Source organism: Neolewinella antarctica (assembly GCF_011927835.1).
Classification (GTDB): domain Bacteria; phylum Bacteroidota; class Bacteroidia; order Chitinophagales; family Saprospiraceae; genus Neolewinella; species Neolewinella antarctica.
The window spans coordinates 125,149-148,843 of record NZ_JAATJH010000003.1 but is presented as its reverse complement, the minus strand read 5'-3'; the positions used below and the strand labels follow the sequence as shown (position 1 = coordinate 148,843).

The 23,695-nt window shown below is 54.3% G+C and carries 15 protein-coding genes; 5 read left to right on the top strand and 10 right to left on the bottom strand.

All coding sequences use genetic code 11. The features are described from left to right. Nucleotides 1-11: 11 nt before the first annotated feature. The 8 genes from GGR27_RS10565 to GGR27_RS10530 all read right to left on the bottom strand — a co-directional run bounded on the left by GGR27_RS10565 (nucleotide 12) and on the right by GGR27_RS10530 (nucleotide 14,210). Complete coding sequence (locus GGR27_RS10565; protein WP_168037416.1) at nucleotides 12-1,604, bottom strand: DUF1800 domain-containing protein; 1,593 nt, start codon at nucleotides 1,602-1,604, stop codon at nucleotides 12-14. A gap of 446 nt (nucleotides 1,605-2,050) precedes the next feature. After that, complete coding sequence (locus GGR27_RS10560) at nucleotides 2,051-3,190, bottom strand: glycosyltransferase family 4 protein (protein ID WP_168037415.1); 1,140 nt, start codon at nucleotides 3,188-3,190, stop codon at nucleotides 2,051-2,053. Nucleotides 3,191-3,313: 123 nt separating this feature from the next. After that, entirely contained in the window at nucleotides 3,314-3,913 is a 600-nt protein-coding gene (locus GGR27_RS10555; protein ID WP_168037414.1) for a putative colanic acid biosynthesis acetyltransferase, read from the bottom strand. 23 nt (nucleotides 3,914-3,936) lie between these two features. After that, nucleotides 3,937-4,866: a glycosyltransferase family 2 protein gene (locus GGR27_RS10550; RefSeq protein ID WP_168037413.1), complete on the bottom strand. Its 930-nt coding sequence runs from the start codon at nucleotides 4,864-4,866 to the stop codon at nucleotides 3,937-3,939. A 528-nt stretch (nucleotides 4,867-5,394) separates the two neighbouring features. Continuing rightward, the gene (locus GGR27_RS10545) at nucleotides 5,395-9,138 is read right to left on the bottom strand and encodes a MopE-related protein (RefSeq protein ID WP_168037412.1); all 3,744 of its coding nucleotides are present in this window, start codon (nucleotides 9,136-9,138) and stop codon (nucleotides 5,395-5,397) included. A 698-nt stretch (nucleotides 9,139-9,836) separates the two neighbouring features. Beyond that, entirely contained in the window at nucleotides 9,837-10,979 is a 1,143-nt protein-coding gene (locus GGR27_RS10540) for a glycosyltransferase family protein (protein WP_168037411.1), read from the bottom strand. A gap of 6 nt (nucleotides 10,980-10,985) precedes the next feature. Then, entirely contained in the window at nucleotides 10,986-13,322 is a 2,337-nt protein-coding gene (locus GGR27_RS10535; RefSeq protein ID WP_168037410.1) for a GumC family protein, read from the bottom strand. A gap of 108 nt (nucleotides 13,323-13,430) precedes the next feature. After that, nucleotides 13,431-14,210, bottom strand: a complete 780-nt coding sequence (locus GGR27_RS10530; RefSeq protein WP_168037409.1) for a polysaccharide biosynthesis/export family protein — start codon at nucleotides 14,208-14,210, stop codon at nucleotides 13,431-13,433. Between the two features lie 483 nt (nucleotides 14,211-14,693). Here GGR27_RS10530 and GGR27_RS10525 point away from each other — a divergent pair, with 483 nt between their 5' ends. Next, a complete protein-coding gene (locus GGR27_RS10525; protein ID WP_168037408.1) occupies nucleotides 14,694-15,998 on the top strand; it encodes a WcaI family glycosyltransferase in 1,305 nt (434 codons plus the stop codon). Nucleotides 15,999-16,275: 277 nt separating this feature from the next. On the opposite strand, the gene GGR27_RS10520 is transcribed toward GGR27_RS10525, so the two are convergent. Continuing rightward, nucleotides 16,276-18,870 (bottom strand): ribonucleoside-diphosphate reductase subunit alpha, encoded by a 2,595-nt coding sequence (locus GGR27_RS10520; protein ID WP_168037407.1) that lies wholly within the window; start codon nucleotides 18,868-18,870, stop codon nucleotides 16,276-16,278. A gap of 158 nt (nucleotides 18,871-19,028) precedes the next feature. Next, nucleotides 19,029-20,006 (bottom strand): ribonucleotide-diphosphate reductase subunit beta, encoded by a 978-nt coding sequence (locus GGR27_RS10515; RefSeq protein WP_168037406.1) that lies wholly within the window; start codon nucleotides 20,004-20,006, stop codon nucleotides 19,029-19,031. A gap of 647 nt (nucleotides 20,007-20,653) precedes the next feature. On the opposite strand from GGR27_RS10515, the gene GGR27_RS10510 reads away from it, so the two are divergent. The 4 genes from GGR27_RS10510 to GGR27_RS10495 all read left to right on the top strand — a co-directional run bounded on the left by GGR27_RS10510 (nucleotide 20,654) and on the right by GGR27_RS10495 (nucleotide 23,659). Then, nucleotides 20,654-21,001, top strand: a complete 348-nt coding sequence (locus GGR27_RS10510) for a hypothetical protein (RefSeq protein WP_168037405.1) — start codon at nucleotides 20,654-20,656, stop codon at nucleotides 20,999-21,001. A 203-nt stretch (nucleotides 21,002-21,204) separates the two neighbouring features. After that, the gene (locus tag GGR27_RS10505; RefSeq protein WP_168037404.1) at nucleotides 21,205-21,453 is read left to right on the top strand and encodes a PepSY-like domain-containing protein; all 249 of its coding nucleotides are present in this window, start codon (nucleotides 21,205-21,207) and stop codon (nucleotides 21,451-21,453) included. Between the two features lie 71 nt (nucleotides 21,454-21,524). Continuing rightward, nucleotides 21,525-22,604 (top strand): glycosyltransferase family 4 protein, encoded by a 1,080-nt coding sequence (locus GGR27_RS10500; RefSeq protein WP_168037403.1) that lies wholly within the window; start codon nucleotides 21,525-21,527, stop codon nucleotides 22,602-22,604. Then, nucleotides 22,604-23,659, top strand: coding sequence for a hypothetical protein (locus GGR27_RS10495; protein ID WP_168037402.1), 1,056 nt, complete (start codon nucleotides 22,604-22,606; stop codon nucleotides 23,657-23,659). The genes GGR27_RS10500 and GGR27_RS10495 overlap by 1 nt, the downstream gene beginning before the upstream one ends. Nucleotides 23,660-23,695: the final 36 nt, after the last annotated feature.

The window sequence follows — 23,695 nt, the reverse complement described above, 5'->3', positions numbered from 1 at the left end:
CCGTAAGTGTTTTAGTGTAATTGAAATTCCAACATGCCGAACATGGCTCTAAAAAAGTCGTACAATCTCTGTTCGAATGAAGTGGCCATAGAACTATCGTCATCTTGTACGTACTGATCGTATTCCATCGTCCAAACATCATCATCCGTGCCTTCGCCAAGAATCACGTCCTTCAGTTCAGCAACCTGGCTACTAGTAAGCTTCCTGGACAGGAACTGAATGGAAGCGTCAGAAATAACATCATCTAGAATGCTGGCGTCCGTCAGGGTCTCCAAATAGTTGCGCCAGTTAATTGGGGTGCGGTGCTGGCTGATGTGGTAGTAAGGATTGATGATTTGTAACATCGCGTCCTGACGAAACTTGAGCGAGGCCGGTGAGATCCACAATCTATAGTACGTGGGCGCCTGGTAATAGGCCGCCCAGCCGGCTACTTCGGGGATGCCGTTAAAGTCCATCTCCATGTCCGAGCAAAAATTAGCCTGCTTGACCGACGCGGTGTACTCCTGCTGTAAGGATTCAAACGATACGTGTCGCGGCCATTCGAAAGACCTCAGCATGCCGACAATGAACTCGTTAGGGTTCTTTATTTTGACGCCGCTAACCGAGTGGTGGTAAAAGTGGGAAGAAGAAAGTAACCGCTCGATTACGGGAGACAGTTCGAAATTTGAGGCAATCAGCGTGTCGGTAAGCGGTTCAATAACATTCTTTTCAATGTTCTTGCTGATGTCAGAATGCACGAAAAAGCGATAGATCTGTCGACAAAACGCGCGCGAGGTTTCTCTTTTGGAAAAGATAATGTCGATGATCTCACTGTACTCATTTTTCCCTGAGCCTTTGGATGAAATCACGGCATTATCAAAGTGACGGCTCAACTGTTTGTCGTCGGTGTCGTGTAGGACCGGGTCGAAGTAGCTGGCAACGGGGGTGTCGTCATCCGCGAATTCGAATTTTTCGTTCGTCCACCCCGTCAGTGCCCGGGCAATCTCGATTACGTCCTGTTCCGTGTAGGTAGAGTAATCACCCTCACTCCGCTGTTTTCCTTTTTGTATTGTAAAGAGTTCCAGAAGCTCCCTTCCGTAGTTCTCGTTCGGGCTGCGTTTAGAATTCTCTTCACCGTCAAGGAATTCAAGCATGGCCGGCTCGATGGTCACCACCTTGATCATTTTTTTGACGTTGCCCAAATAATCAGACTGCAACATTTTAATGAACCGGTACATGGAGCGGCCGTCACGCACGCCATCCATACCAAAGTGGTTCAGCCAGAAAAACACCATTTGTGATTGAAGCGAAAAGGGGGCGTCGGTCAGCCAGCCATAAAACCAACCGTCAAGCGACTGCCCTCGGTAAGCTCCGCCACCGGATGGATGTGGCCGGTCCACCCAGGTTTCGCCAACTTTTACGTCGGGCTCCGTTTCCGGGCGGTGCAGTAAGGGCGGCGGGGGTGGGGCCTGGACGTCGAGTAGCCGGGCAACCGTCTTCTGCAGGCCATCATCTACCGCGGATTTGATCTCTGAGAAAGTAGGCCCCAGTATCGTACGGCGTAGAAGATGCGATGCGGCACGCGCATCCCAGGGCCCTGAGTAAGGGGCTAATAAATTTTTCATTAACATTGGTTTCTCGAGTGTAAAAGGCTGTAAGACTCCACAATAAATTACTCCGGTACTCTCCAAAAGTGCAAATTGAGGAGGACCGCAAAAGGGGTGTTAAACGAAGGGGGGCGCCAGGACAAACGTCCAAGACGAAATTATGCATTTCACCAAAAGAGGAAAGTAGGAGTAGGTCTATTCTGAGAGAGAACGAAAAGCAAAAGAGGTAAGAAACCGGACGACAAAGGTCAGTGAAAATAATACGGTTGCAACGTATTATGGACTGTCAAGAAGGTGCCCAATTCGAATAAAGTGGGTCCACCAACCTGCTGCCTCCAAGCATCATACCACCGCAAATATAACCGTTAGTGCTCAAAAACAGGCCAATTCGCTAACATTCCGTTAAGAATGTTACTCCCGATGCGGATGAAACGCGCGAATGTAGCCGGTGCATACGCCTCACATTAGCTCCGCGATCTTGCCCGTAATACTTCCTCAATTAGAGCAACGTACTGGTCGATCAAACGAATTTCGTCAAAGTCCTTCAGGCGTACCGCCGCATTCTTAATCTGCGTGCTCCGGAGGACTTCATCCCCCGCCAAGCGCAGCATGGCCGCAGCCAACTGCTCGACGTCACCATTTTTAAAGGTCAGACCACCGTCCGCCACAATTTCCGACAAGGCACCGTCGGAAGATACAATCATGTTCTTACCGGCGGCCAGCAGCTCAGTCGATGCCCCGCCAAAGGGCTCCTCCCAGGTCGAGGGTAGCACGGCAATTTTACACGACCGAACCTTTTCGATGAGTGCCTGCCCCGTCTGCATGCCGGCAAACGTCACGAATGCTGACTTGCCCGTGCACTGCGCAATACCTTCCAACCGGCCACGATCCGGGCCATCACCGATGATGCACAGGGTGTAAGCGTCCCCCGAAGATTGCTGCACCAGTTTGAAGGCTTCCAGCAAGACATCTACCCCTTTCTCCGTAATCAACCGACCCAGGTAAAAAAAATCGTACTCGTAGTTACCACCGTGGTTGATGGCTTCGACGAATTTTACAATTGGAAAAGGGTTGTGGATTCTCACCTGGTTGGGTAAGGGGTGGCGCTTCATCATCCAGTCGGAGATCGCTACGTTGCGCGCAACAAATTTCTTGGCAAATACCCTCAGTGAAATGACTTTAGCCGCCCCCCGCACCGCGCTACCGAGCTTATTGTGGCGAAAATGGTGGACGATGGACGCCCCGGGGGTCAGCGGCGCGAGCTTACCGTCAAACCAACCCGCCCCGTCCACGGACGAAACGACGTAGTTCGTGTGTCGCATAATCACCGGTTTGCCCGTGAGGATTGCGTAAGGTGCTGCGTACAAACTCGCTCCGTTCGAAAAAATTAAATCAGTCTGCCGGGCTAGTTCGAGGAACACGCTAAAGGATGGAGCTCTGACAATGCGGTAAGGTAACTCGTCGGGTTCTTTTGACCGAATCGGGGTGACGAGGGTCACGTCATAACCCCGCTCGGTAAAGTGAATGGCTAAGTTGTTTGCCATCGTTTCCATCCCACCAACCATGGGCCGGAAGACGGGCGTCGAGAGTAGAATTTTGACCATTTTCCGGGGGTGGTTACCAGTGCTAAAATGAGTAATTGAGTCGGTTTAAATCACCGATTTAACGGCCGGTGACCAGTGCTGGCAGCCCAGGCCTACAGAACCAAACCAACAAGGCGAAAGTGATTACGACTGGACGATTTGGCCCTCCTGGTCCGCCAGCGAATCGCCGGGTAACCGATCGCGAATAACTTTGGCTGGGCTACCGACACAAATTTTACCCGCGGGTAAGTCCTTAAATACGGATGACCGGGCCCCAACAACCGAGCCCCGGCCAATGGTGACGCCGGGCCCGACGTAAACGTCCGTTGCAATCCAGGCTTCGGGCTCAATTAGGATCGGCTCGGCGTAGATGGTAAACGACCGGTCCGTAGCGAGGTGGCTGCCGGTGCAAAGGTAACTTTTCTGGGAGATGACGGCGTGCTCCCCGATGGTGATTGGGCCAAGGCTGTAGAGCACTACGTCGTCACCGATCCAGGCGTAGTCACCGATGCTCACCTTCCAGGGGAACTGCACCCGCATCGTGGGCCGTAGGATGACGCCTTCCCCAATCGTAGCACCGAACAACCGTAGCAACCAGCGCCGCCACGCGTACATAAACTGAGGGGAGGTACTAAACAACAGGGTCTGGACGATCCACCACAACTGCACGGTTACGGCGGAGCGGCCCCGAAACCCCGCGGGCATGGTAAAAGTCGAGAGATCTTGGTAGCGCAACTTCGGCATAGTATCGGGTTTGAGCACGGCGGTTACTCACCGTCGTCCGGTCCGGCGTGATTCAGAAATACGTTTACGTCCAGGCCGTACTTATCCATCACGACCTCCGCCAGGGGTTTGGTCCGCGTCTCCAGCTTGATCTCGTAAATGGTGGAATCCACCAGGAAGCGGAACCAGAAACCCTGCAGGAAATGGAAAATTAGCCCCTCCGTCCCGTCCAAAAACCCGAGCTTGATGAAATAACGGTAGAAAAGGTAGAGGAAACTACGGACGAAAAGCGGGACTTTTTGGAAGACGTTGTTCTTTAACCAACGCGTCCGCTCGATGGGCGTGCCCATAAAGCGAGCCTCCACCTCGCCGCTATCTTCCTCGGAGAGGATGAGCTCTACGGCCTCAAAGACTGCCCAACGGGCGTGCGCTACGGTAAAATCCCGCAGACTGCTCATCACGCCGTCTTCCATGTCGGCACCCTTGGCGGCTATTTTCTTGACGCCATCGACGACGAAGTGCTGATCGTAAACCTTTGCCTCACAGTGGCCGAGCGACCTACGGTACAAACGCAGGTGGTAGATGGGATGATAACCACCGTACTTGATCCACCGCCCGAGAAAGATCGCTCTGCGGGCAAACATGTAACCGTCCACGTCACTGCTTTCGGGTGCGAAGGAGTTGTTGATCCAGTTCACCATGGCGGGGGTCGCCGTCTCGCCGGCGTCCAGGTGAAGCACCCATTCGGTTGGGGACGGGATGTTGGCCTGCGCCCAGTTTCTCTGCGCGGAGTAATTGCTGAATGGGTGCTGGACGTAGTTAATGCCCCGCTGCTCCAGGATGTCCAGCGTCCGGTCCGTGCTGTAGGAATCCACGACGAACACCGGCGCTTGCAACTGTGCAATCGAGTTGAGGCAGTTTTCAATATTTGCCTCCTCGTTGAACGTGAGGATGACGACGGTGTACTTTGACATGAGTAAAATTATTATCACCCCGGTTTACCCACTTTGGCAATTCTGCGGGTGCAGGGGTAATGGGTTGAGCGCCGCGTAACCCACTACTGGAGAGCTAAGTGTACGATCGACCGCAAAAGCAAGTTTTGCAAAACGCTAACAAAGGTAATGACACCCAACGATCACGCAAGCATTTACCGGCCAGGAAATGACGGCGGTAAATTTTACCGCCGTGGCCAAAACACTCCCCGCCAGTCAAATCAACCGGGCTCCCATCACCAAAAAAACACGGCACCGGCGGCCGCGCCCAACTCCCGCTGCCCGTCCCCCACTACGTTCAAATTCAGCGACACAGCGGCATCTGGCTCAATAATCTATTGAAAATAGTACTACGCACTCCCCAAGTATTGCTCCGGGGGCCATCACAAAAAAAGGTCGCCCGTAGACACCCGTACCGAAGTACTGCATCCACGGGCGACCTTGTAAATTAGCATCGTTGGCTACCGGGTGGCGGCGAAAACCGCACCAACGGACGGCCATGACCGATGATTAGCGTGACACCTTGACGAACAGGGACTGCTGAACGGAATGGCCTTCAGCGATGATGCGCATAACGTAAGTACCGGGGGCAAAATCCGCCGTTGGCACCTCGCCAGTCAGTAAGGAACTTTCCTGATTGAACGATAGTCGGCGCAACTCAGCACCCTGCATGTTGATGATCTGCACGGTCACCTGGCCCCGGTGATCGCCCCGCAGGCTAAAGTTCAGCCGATCGACGGTCGGGTTGGGGTACACCTTCAGCGTAGCCTCGTTACGCAGTGAACGACTGACTGGAGAACCGCCCGTAGTAGACGTGCCCGAGTTAAGATCATCGTCATTTGCCGTCCGTATCGTCGACTCAGAGCGTAACGGCTCCTGGTTCGTTGATTCCAAGTGGAGGCCCTGATCGATTACGGATCCGTCTTCACCCGGCGCTTGGCTAAATACTTCTGAATCAGTACATGATTGATCCGTTTCACCCAATCCAACCGGTTCGGCTCCTCCCTTGGTGAGGTAAATTTTGTCAATGATGGCTCCGTTTTCACGGTGCGCAATGTCGATCGTGTTCGACCCTTCGTCTAAGCCGAAGGGGCCGCGTGTCAGTTCGTTCCAGTAGTAGTCATCCCCGTACTGGAATCCACTTTTCCACTTCAACCAGCCCTGACCGTTAACTCTGACCCAAAATGAATCATCACTCGTCGTCGCCGTCAGCATACGCACGTAGAGGTCGAAAGATCCCGACTCCGCGATGTTGATGACAAACCTAATCCGATTAGCCGCAATGTCGGCCGGGGGCGAGGTTAATGATTCGGCGGATCCATCGTACACAAAAGCCTGGCCACCGGATGCGGCGGGGCTGTTGACGGTTTTCCAGGCACTACCCACCGCCGTGCATTCGGCTTCCAGCCAAAATTCCGTCCGGGGGTCGGTATCGTCGCACTGCGCTCCTTCGTCGACCAGATCGTTACAGTTGTTATCGATTCCGTCACAACGCTCTTCGGCGCCCGGGTTTACTAATTCGTTAGTGTCATCACAATCAAAAGCGTTGGTCACGAAGCCCGTGGGCTGCGTGCACGCAACGGTGGCGTTGTTAACGTCGCCGAATCCGTCGCCGTCGGTGTCAGCGTAGTAAGTGTCGCCGACAACTTCTTCACCAAGGCCCTGCGGCAAGTCGCCACTCAGGTTGAGGTGAATTTTATCCAACTGCGCGCCGTCCTCCCGGAAAGCGAAATCGATCGTGTTGACTCCTTCGGTGAGTGAAAAAGTTTTGTTAGTTGCTTGGTTCCACCGGAAATCACTGCCCCGAATCAGGCCGTTTTTCCATTTCCGCCAGCCTTCACCGTTGGTTCTCACCCAGAAGGAATCATCATCGGTCGTGGGCGCTAGTACGCGAGCGAACAGAAAGTAATCGCCGGCGGTGTCGTTGTCTAAGTTGAAGCGAACACGGTTGGCGGGCACGTCGGTGGGGGGCGATTTTTCAGCATTGCCACCCAGGAAAACGACGTACTGCTTGCCCGAGGCATCATCACTACTGGCCGTCGTCCATTTGGACCCGACTTGTGCGCACTCGGCTTCCAACCAGAATTGGGATTCGACGTCGTCGCCCCGGCATTCAATGCCGTCATCGACCTTGCCGTTACAGTTGTTATCGACACCGTCACAGAGCTCCGGGGCTCCCGGGTACACGGTGTCGTCGGAGTCATCACAGTCGTCGGCGTTGGTCACGTGCCCGTCGGGCCGGGTACAGGCAACGACGGCGTCCGTTGGGTCACCAAATCCGTCACCGTCGGCGTCGACGTAAAAGGTTTCCCCCACGGCTGGCTCACCGAAGTTTTTGGGCACTTTTTTGTCCTCGTCGAGGTGGATTTTATCCAGTTGTGTTCCCGCTTCGCGGAAGGCGAAATCGATCGTGTTGATTCCCTTGCTGAGCGGAAAGGTGCTGCCGGTAGTCTGGTTCCAGCGGAAGTCCGTATCGAGGATTATGCCACTTTTCCAGTTCCGCCAGCCCCCACCGTTGGCTCTTACCCAGAAGGAATCGCCGTCGGTGGTTGAAGCTAATACGCGTGAAAACAGGAAGTAGTCACCGGCAGACTCAATGTCGACCGTGAAGCGAACGCGGTTGGCGGCAACGTCGTTGGGTGGGCCGTTAAGCGCATCCGGTCCCTGATAAACGACGTACTGCCTGCTGGAGGCATCGTCGCTGTTGACCGTCGTCCATTTCGACCCGACCTGCGCGCACTCGGCTTCCAACCACACGCCACTCGGCGCATCGGTACCGGAGCCACGGGCCGTCATGACGAACGACGACTTTGTGGTGAGTGAGTTGTCGTCCTTAGCCGTAACTACGATGTCGAATTTTTTGCCGCCCGTAGCTTCCGGAGCGATGATCGTGAACCGACCCGTTTGAGCGTTGATTGTAATCCATCCGGGTAGCGGCCCGCCGTCTAGCGTAGCGGTGTAGTTCAAGCGGTTGCCGGGAAAGCCGCGGCTGAAGGATTTAGACACATCGTACCGTTGCTGACGTTCGGTGGCTACTTGCAGATCATCGATCGACCGGGAGGTAGGTACGCCCGTGGGCCGGGCGTTGATCATGTAGGCGACGTTGTCGTTCCAGTCACAATTATTGGACCCGACGCCACAACCTTTACCAATGTAATCCTGCAGTAAAATGTATTCGTTGGGAACCACGTCACCGTTATGATCGAATACGCGGTAGGTACGAACCGCAAGCAGTTTTTTGTCGCCTTTGCCCTGGAGGCCACCCCCTTTGGTGTAGTAATTGGCCATTGTCACGTAGAAGGAATCAGAAATGATGCCCCTTCCGCTGGCTATCTTAGTGAGGTCGTCCCTTAGTCTTGGGAGCAGTGTCTGGTGACTCAATTTGTTGTGCGAAAAGCCAATGGCGGTGGGGACGTTTCTACGCAATCTGGCGGTTATGCCGGCTCTGCCCGGGCTGTGGAAAGCTGCCAGTTGGAAAATCTGGACGGGTTTGGCTGGATCCGCCGCAGTGTAGTATCCGGACAGGATCAGATCGCCCTCATCTCCGTCGTTAACCTTCTTGTCGGAGGGGATCTTAGAGCCGGGCCGGGTGATTAGTTTTCCACCTTTATCACGGCCCATTTCGGTTTTGAATCCGTAAGAATCCATTATTTGCTGGGCGTTGATCTCGTTTCTGCTCTCCACGCGTAGCATGAAGGCACCCCGCAGGGTGACTTTCACGCTGGCGTTGTTTTGCGCGTCGGACTTGAGGACCAGTTGTTCCGTAATTACGGACCTAGCCGGTGCATCGTCGGTGATGAAGATGACCATAGCGTCCACGAATTTACCCGCCGCGACTTTGAGGCCACCGGAAGGAATATTGACACCGCTGATCTTAAAGTTGGTGGTATTGGTGGTCGTCAGTTTCGTTATGTTCAGGCTAGAGTTTCCATCATTGTGGATTCTGATGACGTTGCGGTCGTTCACCTGAACGACTTCACCTTTGGTGTTGGTAAGTTTCTTCGTGCGGTGGAAAGTTAGGAAGTCATCGGCCGGGAAGCCCCGGTTCGTCCCGGGTACTTTGGTCATATTCTCAACGCGGACGGATGCCGCCATTAGGGTTGCATCGCTGTTTCCGGAACCCGGCACGGAAGATTCCGTAGGGTCGCTTGTCGTGAAAGAGTTGGTGTCGGTGGCGGAGAGAACGAAAGCGGAGAGTAGGCAGACGAGGACCCAGGATAGCTTTGCTACCCAGGTTAGTTTGTAATAATTCATCACTGGTTGAAAAAGTTAGATCCAGTTATCAAAGCAAAATTGCTAAACTGAAAAGCCCAAGCGTGCAACTTAGCTTTTCAGTGGTGGGGCTGGTAGTGGAGGGCTAGTGAGTGCAATTACGCCAGGTACCTCTTCCCCTAATATGGTCGTAAATATAGCCCGAGATTTTTGGGTAGCGCCACGTCTTTGGCGTGCATTCTCCGACCGGAGGGTAATTTCTGTGCGGTAAATACCGCACCAAAAGCTTGGTGGAAGGTGCACGGTGGGTACGTGGGGACGAGGCCAAAATACACGAATCGTATATTTTTTGTGACGTGTCGTCTTTTATGGTCCGTGAAGTCCGTAGCGGTCTAATTAAAATGATACTGGTAACCAGCGGAGGTAGCCAACATTTACGGCGTGTTGGCTCGGCCTTATTTCCACCTTGTAGTCACTTGATCTTCGGCCATTCTAGCGAACATCAGCACCCACGTAGGGGGGCTGCCCCCGGAGCTGACCCATCGTTGCTTACGCACTCACATTTATTACTGATTCTTAACCAAGATTTTTAACCACACAGAATACAAAGATCACAAAGGGTAGCCCTGCTGTGTGTTCCCCGTGTCCCTCGGAAGGAAAAGAAGATGCTACGTAAGATTTAGTGGTTTGTTGGCCATGCAGCTCGTTATCTCGGTACCGTAAGTTGTTCGCGATACCGATTACGCGGCGTCCAGGTCATGCAAAAGCTTGCGCGCAATGAAGGGGAGCGCAATTGAGGCCTTGGACGCTTTTTCCAATTCATCCAGCATGCGCAAAAAGTCAGCCGGGTCGAAAGCAGTCCTGATGAACTTCGCCAAAGTATCGTCGAAAAAGCCAACTTCGGCACGCCCGGACGGCATGGGCGCATAAACCGGCAGCCCGTGAGACAAAAACGCGGCCACCGTACCGCTCTTTCCCAGTACCCAACTCGGCACCGGCGTCAGCGCCAAATGGCACGCGGCAAGGTGCGCCGAGACCTCGCTTGCGGGCAGGTGCCCCGTTACGTTGACTTGCACGCCCGCTACCTCCGTTTCCAGGCGAGCTTTGAGTTCCTTAGCAACCTCTGCGTTGCCGCCAATGAGGTCTACCCTACCCTTGCCGAATTCCCCGATGGACCAATTCAATGCAGCCTTCAGGACATCCATAATCGGTTCCTTAGTGGACAACTTGCTGAATAGCGCGATGCGTAATCCCGCATCTTCAACCTTTGTTTTGACAATAGTATCGTTAACCGGCACAATGTTACTGAACAACGGAAGGGGGCTCGCCGGCACGCCCAAACTCTTGAGCCGCCGTTGGTATTCCGGGATGTGCGTGTGAATGAGGCGCGGCCGCAGGTGCAAAATCAATTTGTGAATAGCGTACTTCTGGGATGCACTGGTTACGTACCTTTTGGGGTCAGCGACGAGGCCTTTTTTCGTCAGCCACAACTCGTGGAACATAATGTGTACCGGAATATCGCTGAAGGCTGCCTTAGCGAACTTAGCTAACCCGAGTGGGATGCCTTTTTTGCTAAATGAGTACGGCACGAACTGCAAACTCACGTACGTTGGCCGCGTAGCTTTCAGGCATTTTTGCAGCGCTGCCATTCGCCGCTCATCGCTTAATTTCCGGGGGATCCGCCAGGTAGCTACCGAGACGGAGGAGTCGGTAGCCTGCGCTTCCCTCGTCACGGCATCGACTGCTTTATCGTGCGTACTGACCAGACTACAAACCCCTCCCCCGCGCAAGATTTCGGCGGCCAGCGCCCGGGCGTAATCCCCGACGCCGTCTTTGCCCGGCTCCAGAGAACCGCAGACGAACAGGATGTTTTTAGAACTCATGGTCTGCTACTTGTAATAACCCTGCGCGTAACCGTGGCCGTAATCCCGTTTGGGCTGGAGCCCGTTAAGCACGATTCCTACGTTCGGCAACTTTTCGTTGTCCGCCACGTCGTTGAGCACTTCAAGACTAGTTTTTGGCGTGTGGCCCAGCCGGACGACGTAAAGGCTGATGTCGATAAAGTTCTTGAGTTGTAGTGCGTCGGTCACCAACCCGACGGGTGGCGCGTCGAGAATGATCACGTCAAAATCTTCCCGGAGTTTCTCAAACAACTGAGCCATTCTGGGCTGCAGCAGTAACTCAGATGGGTCGGGCGGGATGGGGCCGCTCTCGATGATGAATAGATTTTCGTTGATGGTGGGCCGGACGACTTCCCCGTAATCGGCGGTCTCCGTCAGGTAATCGGATAGCCCCGCATTTATGACGGGCTTTTCCTTGCTGGGTGCCGCAAAGATGGCGGCGGACAGCCTCGGTTTGCGCATGTCCGCACCGACGATGACCACCCGGCGGTTACCCAGCGCCATGGTGTAGGCCAAGTTAGAGGCAACAAAGGATTTCCCTTCACCGCTGACGCTGGAGGTCATCAGGATGACGGGCGTTTTGTCCTGCGGAAGTAAGAAGGTCAGATTCGTCCGCAGCAGACGGAACATTTCGGCGACGCCGGAGCGGTTGCCGGGGGAGATAACGATGTTCTGACCCTTTTTGGAGGCCGCGATTCGCCCGATGATCGGTTGGCTCGTGCGTCGCTCGACGTCTTCTTCTAACTGGACTTTCGTGTTGAGTACTTCGCGCAGGAAAAAGAAAAGGCCGGGCAGCAGCAGCGCCAGCCCGATGGCGGCGATGTAGTTCTGCGCGGGCTTGGGATAGATGGACGTCAGGTTCGGCCGCGCCGCGTCCAGAATGCGGGTGTTGGGTACTTGGGCGGCTACGCTGATGGCCGCTTCCTCCAGCTTCTGTTGCAGGTAAATGAAAAGATTCTGCTTGATTTGCTGTTGCCGCTGGACTTTGAGCAAACGCCGCTCGTCTTCCGGGATGCTCTGCATGTTGTTCTCGATCGGCTGGATCCGCTGCTCGACGCGTTCGATGCGCGCGTTTGTCTCCCGGTAGATGGTATTGATGCTCGTGATGAGCGTCCCCTTCAGTTCATCGAGCTGCGCGGATAGCGCAATAACCAGCGGGTGGACCAGGGTCGAGCTCGCCAACTGTTGCTCGCGTTGGATGACCAACTCATTATACCTCGTAACCAACTGTGCGAGCGTGCCGTCAATTATTTCCGAAGCAATGGAGACGCTGCGGTATTCTTCGGTGGCTACCTGGTTGCGGATCTGTTCGATCAACGACTTGCGAACCTGCAATTCCGAAAGTTGTGCGTCCGCGACGTTAAGCTGTGATAAATAATCTGACCCCCGGGTCGAGTTGTCAACGATGAGTCCTTCTTCCTGCCGTAGATTGGATAGGTTAGCTTCTACGTTAAAAAGATCCCGGGTCACGTTATTCAGCCGCTCGCTGATAAAAGCTATCGTCTGCTTCCCCGTCTGGCTACGTTCCTCGATGATTTTGATACTGTAAATGTTGAGTAGCTGGTTAACAACGTCCGCCGCGCGGTAGGGGTTGCTATCCTCGTACCTCACCATGACGGTGTTCGAATTACCGAGTTGGCGCACGGAAAGCCGGCGACCCATCTCTTCGGCGACTAAGCCCGGGTCGACGTTAGCGATGATCAACTTGCGATCTTTTTGATCTTCAGCGCTGTGCTTTGAATAAAAGGTGAAATGCTGGTTCCCGATCTCAATTGGGGACCCCGGAAAGTAGGTAGTCGTGTCCTTCCCCTTAATCAAAAAATTCTTGTTGCTCGACGTCGTTATCAACTCTACGGAACCGTACTCCACCTCGCTTTCGTCGAGCTCGGCGGTGTCCATCCGCATCAGTTCGAACCCATCCTGCTCGTATAAATCCGAATTGCGAATATCACCGACGTAGGTGATCCGTAGGCCCAAGTTCAGCTCCCGGACGACGTCGGTCAGCAGCGACCGGCTCTTCAAAACGTTGAGCTCGTTTTCAATGCTCTGCGTCTCTGCGTAGCCAAACTGCCGGGTAAACTCGCGCGCCGTTACGCCTTCACTCGAAGAAGGATCTTCCAGAATGAAACTTGCGGAGGTGGCGTACTGGGGGGTAGAATACTTTATCCGCAAGTAAGCCGCCGCACCGAACAGCAGCATGGCCAGGACGAACCAGTACCAGTTCTTCTTGTACCGGTACAGCAATGCTCCGTAGTCGATGGAAATAGAAGGCACGAACTCCTGCTTTTTCTCACTCGCCTTCAGTTGATTTATTTGTGTGGACAATGTTGTGTTTTTTGGAAGTCAGTATTCTGGCGATGCGCGATAAGTAGCTACGGGTGAGAGGTAGTATTCTTAAATTCGGAAAATTAAGGGAGCCCCCGGGGTCCAAACCTACCTACCCAAAGTAATGATGAGCGTGATTATTGTCAGCAGGGCCGAACCGTAGCTTACGAGCCGCTGACCGGGGTCGGCGACGGTGGCGACCTTAGCCCGGATGGGCTGGACGTACACCACGTCATTCTGTTTCAGGTAAAAGTATTCGCTGTCGAAAATATCACTGCGCCGCAGGTTGAGCTCCACGAAGGAGCGCTGATTATCTTCCTCCCTGATGATCGATACCGACCGGCGGTCAGCGTAATCGGTCAGGTCGCCCGCTAAACCGAGGGCATCGAGTATGGTGACCCGAGAATTAGTCAGCCTGACTACCCCCGGGGTATTCACTTCCCCCAGCACGGTGACTTTGAAATTGAGAAAGCGCGTGGTCACTACCGGGTTCCGCAAGTAGGTGCCCAACTGAGTTTTGATGAGTTCCTTCACCTGTTCCGTCGTCAGCCCCTCTACCCTAACGCTACCGAGGTAGGGTAGATCGACGTTTCCCGATCCGTCAACTAAATAACCACTGAACAGTTCGAGCGCCGTGACTGAGATTTGACCGTTGCCCTGGCCGGCACTTTGTTCCAAGTTGAACGGGGCGGCGGCCTCTGGGTCCGCACTGGAGACCGTAATCCGTAACAGGTCATTTGGCTGGACGGTAATGTTGAGTGCATTCTCTATCGCACGAGTTTGGCCGAAGGGAAGCGGTTTTTCGTTAAAATTAACGAGCGCTTTATGGGATACGCAGGAACTTAAAGTCACAATAGTCAGGACAAACGAAAGGAGCCGAAAAATCATTCTTGGTGCTTATTTTGTTTTCACGTCACTGAGAGACACTTAGACCGATACTCTTCCGGTACTCCGTTGTTGAGCTCATCCGTGATGAGTCGGTGCGGGCGCGTTGTACAGGACGGTGGCCGCAAAGGTAACCAACCGTACCGCAACTTTGCGTGAGGTTCCCCAACGTCCATACCATACTTAACCTACTTTGGGATGGGCCTGATCACTGAGTTTGCAGCGCCTAACGCCGCCGCCTAAGCGCTGGTAACAAATCGCACAAACATAGCCGAATCGTCATGAATGTGTCAGATATTTGTCTTTGCACCACATTTATCCGTAAATACGGTTACACTTTGTGGCTCCACGTGACAGTCAATTGATTCAGTACGGTGACCTCAAAATGAGTAGCTCCGAAGTTCTCTCTCCTAGGTAATTAGTCTCTCGCTAGCCCTAGCCCCCGGCAATTTGCATAACACCATGATTACCCTCCCGCACGCGCCTATGAAATTACTCATCTACGGCATCAACTACGCGCCCGAACTTACCGGAATTGGAAAGTACACGGGAGAAATGGCTAAGCACTTCGCCAAGCAGGGCCATCAGGTAGAAGTGATTACGGCGCCGCCGTATTACCCGCAGTGGAAGGTTAAAAAAGGCTACGCCAACACCTGGAAAAAGGAAACTATTGATGACGTGACCGTACTGCGTTGTCCGCTGTACGTCCCCCGCAAAATCAACGGCGTCAAGCGGATTCTCCACGAGGTTAGCTTTCTGCTGAGCTCCCTCTGGTACTGGATCCCCCGATATTTCCTTAGCTACGACGCCATTATCTGCGTGAGCCCACCTTTCCATCTGGGCTTCATGGCCCTACCCCACAAGTGGTTCTGGGGCACTACGGTCATTAATCACATTCAAGACCTACAGGTAGACGCGGCGCGCGACCTTAAAATTATTGAGAGTAAATGGTTGCTCTCCGTCCTGGAACGCTCCGAAAAATGGTTGTTGAAACGCTTTACGCGTGTCTCCACCATCAGCAAAGGCATGGAGGCAAAACTGCAGGAAAAATTTAGTGACCCCCTGGAAACGATTATGTTCCCCAACTGGGTGGACAGTAAGATGATCTACCCCGTCAGCAAGGAAGATTCCATGCGGGAAGAGTGGGGCATACTGCCGGCTGATAAGCTGGTCCTGTATTCCGGCAATCTGGGAAAAAAGCAGGGGCTGGAAGTTGTTCTCCACATTGCCAATAACCTACGCGACCGGAAAGGGCTGCACTTCATCATCGTCGGGGAGGGTGTTTCCAAAGAGACCTTGATGGAGCTTAAAGAATCGCTCGACCTCACTAACGTAAGGTTCTTACCGCTCCAGCCCCTCGACCGCCTGTCCGAAATGCTTGCTTCGGCCGACGTGCACCTCGTGCTACAGAAAAAAGCGGCCGCCGACCTGGTCATGCCGTCCAAACTGACCAACATCCTCGCGGTCGGTGGCCACGCGCTGGTCACTGCGGATGCTGGTACTACACTCCACGATGTCGTGTCGGAAAACGATCTGGGCACCCTCGTTCCTGCGGAAAACCAGGCGTTGCTGCAGGACAAAATCGATGCGATCCTCACCGGTGATCTGGACGGTAATATTGCGGGGGCTACCGCGTTCGCCGCTGATCATCTCGACAAGCAAGCCATTCTCTCTACTTTCCTTACCAACATTTCGGACGTTAACAACGGCCAACAACAACCTGATACCCCAACGATCCATCAGGTGACCACCGCTAAAGTCCTTTCACCGTCCACTGAAATGGACGCGTAGATGTTGAGCCTCCAGTAAGCAAAACAGCCAGGTGAAAAACGAATGCGTTGCTTAATTCGTGCTGTGACAGTTGTGCCCAACACTACTCGAGAGTTAGCACCCTAGTCCTCCCTGCGGCGTTGTCTACATTTCCTATGGTAACGGAAATAGTAACGTCAGGTAATGGCTAGTAAATATTTGCGAATTCCGTGGTGGCCGATGCCGCGGTCACTAACAAAACTGCCCCCTCCAACGCACGTCGGAGGGGGCAGTTATTGTCCCAAGAGTTTTGCTTCGCTTAAGCAGAGCAAGCAATACAATCCGGATCGTCCAAAGAACAACTATCACCAACATTCTTCACGTCAGCGGCGCTCAGTTCTTCGAACCCTTTAACATCTGCTTTCGCAGCGGCATTCGCAGTAGCAGTTTGCGCAGTCGCGGGTGCCGGGGAGATGGCAGAAGCAATGGCGGTGGCCGTAGCCACTCCGGCTCCTTCCGTACCCGACCCGGCTTCTACTCCGGTCCCGATAGCTATCGGGATCGGGGCGCCCCCTGGCCGACGCTTACCCTGCACCACCTGACCGGCACCTTCCTCACTCTGCTGTTGCAGTTTTGGCTGCTCCAGTTGCGTCTTATCGACGGTAAACTGAATGGCGTCGCGGGCGGCTTTCGTACGGAGGTAGTACATGCCCGTTTTGAGGCCTTTCGACCAAGCGTAGAAGTGCATGCTCGACAGCTTGGAGAAGTTGACGTTCTCCACGAAGAGGTTCATCGACTGGCTCTGGCAAATGAATGCACCGCGGTCGGCCGCCATGTCGATGACGACTTTCTGGCTGATTTCCCAGACCGTTTTGTAGAGATCGCGCAGGTGCTGTGGTACGTCCTGGAAATCGGCGATGGAACCGTTGCTGGCCATCAGGCGGTTGCGCATGGCGTTGTCCCACAGACCGAGACCAATTAAATCGTGCAGCAAGTGCTGGTTGACCACGACGAACTCTCCGGAGAGCGTACGGCGGGTGTACATGTTGGAGCTGTACGCCTCGAAACACTCATTGTTACCGAGAATCTGGCTGGTGGAAGCCGTCGGCATCGGCGCGACGAGGAGCGAGTTACGCATTCCGTGCTCTGCGAGATCTTCTTTGAGACCGGCCCAATCGTAATTCTCCGATGGCGTAACGCCCCAGAGGTCGTACTGAAGTTTACCCTCGCTCGTTGGCGAACCCGGGTAGGACTGGTAATGCCCTTCCCGCTTGGCAATCGCAATGGATTCCGTACAGGCGGCAAAGTAGATCGCCTCAAAAATGTCCTTGTTCATCTGCCGCGCCTCGGGTGAGTCGAACGGCATCCGCATCATGATGAAAGCGTCGGCCAATCCCTGCACTCCTACACCGATCGGACGGTGGCGCATGTTAGAGTTCCGGGCTTCCTCGATGGGGTAGTAATTCCGGTCGATGACCTTATTGAGGTTGCGCGTCACGACGCGGGTCACCTCGATGAGGCGGTCAAAATCAAAGGTCTTGTCTTCCTTGACGTACTTCGGCAGCGCGAGGCTGGCGAGGTTACAGACGGCCACCTCGTCGGGGCTGGTGTACTCCATGATCTCCGTACAGAGGTTGGAGGAGCGAATCGTACCGAGGTTTTGCTGGTTGGATTTCTTGTTGGCCGCGTCCTTATATAGTATGTACGGCGTGCCGGTTTCGATCTGGCTGTCGAGGATGGCGAACCAGAGGTCCTGGGCCTTGATCGTTTTGCGACCTTTTCCTTCGGCTTCGTACTGGTGGTACAGTGCTTCAAACTCGCCACCGTAAGCGTCAAACAAGCCGGGGGCTTCGTTGGGGTCGAAAAGCGTCCACTGGCCGTCATCCTTGACGCGCTGCATGAACAGGTCGTTCATCCACAAAGCGTAGAAAAGATCGCGGGCGCGCATTTCTTCCTTACCGTGGTTCTTCTTGAGGTCGAGGAAATCAAAGATGTCCGCGTGCCACGGTTCGAGGTAGACGGCGAACGCACCTTTACGCTTACCACCACCCTGGTCGACGTAGCGGGCCGTGTCGTTAAACACCTTCAGCATCGGGACGATACCGTTGGACGTGCCACCCGTGCCTTTGATGTAAGAACCCGTCGCGCGGACGTTGTGGATACTTAGACCAATGCCACCGGCGGCCTGGCTGATGCGGGCGCAGCGGCGGAGGGTTTCGAAAATGCCTTCGATGGAGTCGTCCGTCATGCTGAGCAGGAAGCAGGAGCTCATCTGAGGCTTCGGCGTGCCCGAGTTGAAAAGCGTCGGCGTAGCGTGGATGAACCACTTTTCGCTCATCAGTTGGTACGTCTCGATAGCACTGTCAATATCCTCGTGGTGAATACCGACGGCGACGCGCATCAGCATTTGCTGTGGGCGTTCGACGACGGAACCGTCCATTCTTAGCAAGTACGACCGTTCGAGGGTCTTGTAGCCGAAGTAGTCGAATTCGAAATCGCGGTCGTAGATGATCGCGGCGTCGAGACGGGACTTATTGGCGTTGATGACCTCCATCGTGTCTTCACCGATCAGACCAGCGGCTTCACCGGTTTTCGGGTCGACGTAGTTGAACAGGCCTTCCATCGTGGCGGAAAACGACTTGTCGGTTTCCTTGTGCAGGTTGGAGATGGCGATGCGGGCGGCTAGTTGGGCGTAGTCCGGGTGGACGGTGCTCATGCTGGCGGCTGTTTCGGCGGCTAGGTTGTCTAGTTCTACGGTTGTTACGCCGTCGTACAAGCCTTGAATGACTTTTTTGCTGACGTTGATGTGATCGATGAAGTTTTCATCTAGGCCGTAGCATAGTTTTTTTATGCGGGCGGTTATTTTGTCGAAGGATACCTCCTGGGCGTAGCCGTTGCGTTTTAATACTTTCATCCGTATGCTAATATTTTAATAAACGAAAACGTGGGGAAGCATCCCCACGCTACGGTAGACGACCCTCCGGGCCTAAGAAAGCCTTCACATCAAGGCCCGGAGGGTCGTCTTTTGTTGCGAGGGGATGCTTCCCCTCGTTTGTGATTGATGATTACTGACTAGAAGTCCTCATCCAAGCTAAACATCTGCTTAGATTGATCAGCAGTAACCCCAGCCTTCTGGTACTCTCCCACCCGCTTCTCAAAGAAGTTGGTCTTACCCTGGAGGTTGATCATATCCATCCAAGGGAATGGGTTTTCGACGTTCCATTCTTTCTCCTGGCCCAGCTCGACGAGCAGGCGGTCGGCGACGAATTCGATGTACTGGCACATCATGTCGGAGTTCATGCCGATTAGGTTGACGGGCAGTGAATCGCTGACGAATTCCTTCTCGATCTCAACGGCATCCTTAATGATACCGGTTACGACGCCGGGGGCGAGTTTGTGGACGATGTGGTTGTTGTAGATCATGCAGGCGAAATCGCAGTGCATGCCTTCGTCGCGGCTGATGAGCTCGTTGGAGAAGGTAAGTCCGGGCATCAGGCCACGCTTCTTGAGCCAGAAGATGGAACAGAAACTACCGGAGAAGAAGATACCCTCTACTGCTGCAAAGGCGACGATGCGCTCGGCGAAGGTGCCGTTGTCGATCCAGCGAAGGGCCCAGTTGGCTTTCTTATGGACGCAGGGCATCGTTTCGATGGCGTTGAACAAGTAGTCTTTTTCTTTCGGGTCGCTGATGTAAGTATCGATCAAGAGCGAATAAGTCTCGCTGTGGATATTCTCCATCATGATCTGGAAGCCGTAGAAGAATTTGGCTTCGGTGTACTGGACTTCGGCGACGAAATTCTCGGCGAGGTTCTCGTTCACGATGCCGTCGGAGGCGGCGAAAAAGGCCAGGACGTGCTTGATGAAGTGGCGCTCGTTGTCGTTGAGTTTATTGTTCCAGTCGTTAAGGTCGGCGCTGAGGTCGACTTCTTCGGCGGTCCAGAAGCAGGCTTCGTTGTCCTTGTAGTACTTCCAGATGTCGTCGTGCTCAATGGGGAAGAGGACGAAGCGGCCGTCGTTTTCGGCCAGGATGGGTTCTAATTTTGCGTTCATAATATCTTAGATTAAGGAGAGTAAAAGAAAGGGTAGATACAGTTGCTGATCAACCGGAAAAGGCTCGGAAAAGTCGTAGAGGGTCCGCTCGGTTCGTAGCTACGAGAGCCAGTGGAAGACGAGAAAAACAAGCTAACGGCGTGTGTAATTTTCTGAAGTCTGGTTAACAAGGCGTTGCCGCCCGCGTGCCCCAGGCTTACTAAGGCGGCACCTCCGAAGAGATCCCGCCCTAGCCTAAGTGGTATCAACAAATTGGCGCGGGGTTCATCAACTAAAGAATTGTTGTTTTCTTCCGTGCAGTGGCTAAGGTAAGTGCTCTAATGGCGCGAGAACAGTTTAGTTTTCCACAACGTGTGGAGTAAAAATTACAACTTACTATTAATCAGCTAATTAACAACAATTGCTAAGTTATCCACACTGTGGACAATATGCACACAGATGTTAATAAGTATTATTAGGGTGTGGAGAACCTCAAGTATAGATCGGCGAAACCCCGGTATTCACTGATATTTGAGCGTTACTGTGGACGTGGAAAACGTTTTCCACACAAATAAGAAGGTGCGTGGAAAGAAATAAACCCTTTCTTTGAAGGGAGCGATTCCACTACCTGCCGTACTCGATTGATGTTTACCTACCTCCCCCAACAGATGACAACCAAACACTACACCTGCCCCGCCTGCCACGAAGAAAACCGCTACAAAACGTTCGTGACGGACCGGGTGGAGCTGGAGCGCGCGCAGGGCGAAGCCATCCGCGTGACCTGTAAGCACTGTCACGAGAGCCGGACCATTCACCCCAATGACGTGTTTGCCAAGCCCAGCTTGCTGCCCCCTGTAATCGTGGCCATCGTCGTGGCTATTCCCCTGATCATCCTTTTTCGTCTTGGCTGGATCGTTTTTTCGGTGGCCCTGATCGGTGCGCCGTTTGCCGTTTGGGCGGCGCAGCAGCAGGCCGCCACGAGATTTAACGGCTATCGCATCCGCGAACGGCAGTAGACTGGTCCGCCTCGCTCTTCCCGAAATTACCCCGCACCCGCGACCGCGCCCATTCCTAACGTGGATTGGGTGCTACAACTAGTTAGCGCCAAGTCAGACGCAGCTACGTAGGGCCGGAGCCAGCACGACGGACCATTCTTTAACACTACCCCGCTCGCACAAGCCCTCCCGTTTCCCGGTTTAGCTAACAAACACCCTAAACTATGAGTAAATTTTTCTTTTGCTGCTGCCTCGCCATCACTCTTGCCGCCTGCGGTGACGTGGACGATTCCATCGAAGCCACGGCCGTCCCCGCCGCCGTAATGAGCGCCTTCAACACCGCTTACCCCAACGCAACCGAAGTTCACTGGGAACGCGACGGTGACGGGTACGAAGTCGACTTCGAATACAACGGAGAAGAAATGGAGGTCGATTACGATAGCCAGGGCACGGCGCTGGAAGTAGAAGACTAAACCCACGCGTGAAACGGCGCTTTAGGAGATGACCAGCCCCTTGTTCCGCTGGAAAAACTTAGCGCACGTTCATGAAAATCGCCATCCTCACCCACGCCAACTTCCCGATAGCCGAACCCTTCGCGGGTGGGCTGGAGATGATTACTTTTCATCTCGTACGGGCGTTGCGGGGACGGGGGCACCGGGTTAGCCTGTTCGCGCACGCAGATTCTGATCCGACCTTAAATGTTTGGCCGTTACCCAGCCGTGAGGAGATCCTTAAATCAACCTCGGCTAGTGAACTGACTTCCGAACAGTTGGGCCAAACCGAATTCATTTATCAAGAGCAGTACGCCCGAGCTATGACCAGCATAGTCTCGGGCGATTTTGATGTGGTGCATAACCACACCCTTCATCACTTACCGATTCTGCTCGGGGAGCAACTCGGTAGCCGGTTCATCACGACCATTCACGCGCCGACCGGTCCGCGTTTCAAGTTGGCCTTCCGTGCCCTGCCCCACCCCAAGCAAACCATCACCTGCGTCAGCGCCCACCAGGCGGAATACTGGAAAGCATTTACTCAAGTAGACCACGTCATCCACAATGGTATTCCGGTCGATAATTGGCACCCCGTGGATCGGCCCGAAGATTACGTTTTCTGGATGGGCCGCATTTGTCCCGATAAAGCGCCCGGCGATGCAATTCAGGCTTGCCTAATGACTGGCGACCAACTGCGGTTAGCCGGCCCCATCCACGACCAAGCCTACTTTGACGCGACCGTAGCGCCCTACCTCCACCACGAAAATATCACTTACCTGGGCCACCTCACCCACGCCGAGATCGCGCCGGAACTCGCTTCCGCCCGCGCCTTCTTATTCACCAGTGTTTACGCCGAACCCTACGGCCTAACGCTCGCCGAGGCACTGGCCTCCGGGACGCCGGTAATCGCTTACGCCGCGGGTGCGGCACCGGAAATTCTTAGTAGCGAAGTCGGAATCCTGGTGGACGTCGGAGATGTGGATGGGCTCCGCGCAGCCCTCAGTTCCGTAAAAAAGATAGACCGGACGAAATGCCGTGCTTACGCGATCGAGCATTGTTCCATCACGGCGATGGTAGACAAATACGAGGCGCTTTACGATAGTGCTTTAGCCCGGGAAAATATCCATAGCTGATGGCCACACTCGCCTATTACGCACATTACTACGGTAGTGGGCACTGTCGCTACGCCGATTTTGCCGCTTCGGTTGTTCCCAACGGAATACCCGTTTTTTCTTCCCGCGATTTTGATTTTCGCTACGCCAACCCCGTTATCCGGATTCCCGACGAAGAGTTCGACCACGCGCTCCGGGAGCACCACCTGATCACACTCCCGAATTACCTCCACTATTCGCCCGTTGGGGTAGACAAAGTCCGCCAACGCTCACTGCAAATCCTGCAAACGGTGGAGGAGCTAGACGTTGAGTTAGTCATCGTCGACATCAGCGTGGAGGTGGCCGCGCTGCTGCGCGCCAGCTCCGTACCCTACCTCTACGTGCGCCTGTTCGGCGACCGACGGGACGTGGCGCACGAGGAAGCTTTTCGGGGAGCAATGGGGTTGATCGCTTACTTTCCGGAGGCGCTGGAGTCGGAAAGTACGCCGGACTGGGTACGTAAGAAGACAGTTTATATAGGTTTTAAACCCTCACCCACTAAGCCTTCACAATTAGCTGAAGAGCCGAACTTGCCGGCGGACGCCATTCTGTTCGTGCGCGGTTTCGGTGCGGCGGAGGAACTAGAAGGGGCGCTGGCGCGGGTGCAAAGAATTTTTCCGGAAAGACCGTTGATTGGTATCGGAGACTTTAGTCCTATGGCAACGGCGCTGCTGGATTGGTCTTTGGGTGTCGTCCAAGACATTACGCCGTACCTCCGGCAAGCGTCCGTTGTCGTGGCCGCGTGCGGGAGTAATTTAACGGCCGAAGTTTTGCGGGCGGGCAAGCCTTTCGTGCCCGTTCCCTGCCAGCGCCCCTACCGGGAGCAGGTTGAAATCGCGGAGGCACTTTACCGGGCGGGGCTTTGTGTGTCGTTGGAAGACTTTCTGGCGGGGGCCACCCCTCCCGTGCCTTACTTTGCACGGGTAGCGGAAGAACGGTACGCAGCCTATTTCGGTGGCCTGGCGGCTACGGACGACTGGCGGACTTACCTGGGGGTGGAGCTGAAGTACGTACCGATTCCGGGGCATTCGCTGTAAGCTCCAAGGTTATACCGACCTCGATTACCTCAACCT

Excerpts from the sequence above, each read along its gene's own strand:
- GGR27_RS10550 (WP_168037413.1), bottom strand. The coding sequence starts at position 4,866 with ATGTCAAAGTACACCGTCGTCATCCTCACGTTCAACGAGGAGGCAAAT.
- GGR27_RS10545 (WP_168037412.1), bottom strand. The coding sequence starts at position 9,138 with ATGAATTATTACAAACTAACCTGGGTAGCAAAGCTATCCTGGGTCCTC.
- GGR27_RS10540 (WP_168037411.1), bottom strand. The coding sequence starts at position 10,979 with ATGAGTTCTAAAAACATCCTGTTCGTCTGCGGTTCTCTGGAGCCGGGC.
- GGR27_RS10500 (WP_168037403.1), top strand. The coding sequence starts at position 21,525 with ATGAAAATCGCCATCCTCACCCACGCCAACTTCCCGATAGCCGAACCC.
- GGR27_RS10555 (WP_168037414.1), bottom strand. The coding sequence starts at position 3,913 with ATGCCGAAGTTGCGCTACCAAGATCTCTCGACTTTTACCATGCCCGCG.
- GGR27_RS10565 (WP_168037416.1), bottom strand. The coding sequence starts at position 1,604 with ATGAAAAATTTATTAGCCCCTTACTCAGGGCCCTGGGATGCGCGTGCC.
- GGR27_RS10495 (WP_168037402.1), top strand. The coding sequence starts at position 22,604 with ATGGCCACACTCGCCTATTACGCACATTACTACGGTAGTGGGCACTGT.
- GGR27_RS10505 (WP_168037404.1), top strand. The coding sequence starts at position 21,205 with ATGAGTAAATTTTTCTTTTGCTGCTGCCTCGCCATCACTCTTGCCGCC.
- GGR27_RS10520 (WP_168037407.1), bottom strand. The coding sequence starts at position 18,870 with ATGAAAGTATTAAAACGCAACGGCTACGCCCAGGAGGTATCCTTCGAC.
- GGR27_RS10515 (WP_168037406.1), bottom strand. The coding sequence starts at position 20,006 with ATGAACGCAAAATTAGAACCCATCCTGGCCGAAAACGACGGCCGCTTC.
- GGR27_RS10510 (WP_168037405.1), top strand. The coding sequence starts at position 20,654 with ATGACAACCAAACACTACACCTGCCCCGCCTGCCACGAAGAAAACCGC.
- GGR27_RS10530 (WP_168037409.1), bottom strand. The coding sequence starts at position 14,210 with ATGATTTTTCGGCTCCTTTCGTTTGTCCTGACTATTGTGACTTTAAGT.
- GGR27_RS10525 (WP_168037408.1), top strand. The coding sequence starts at position 14,694 with ATGAAATTACTCATCTACGGCATCAACTACGCGCCCGAACTTACCGGA.
- GGR27_RS10560 (WP_168037415.1), bottom strand. The coding sequence starts at position 3,190 with ATGGTCAAAATTCTACTCTCGACGCCCGTCTTCCGGCCCATGGTTGGT.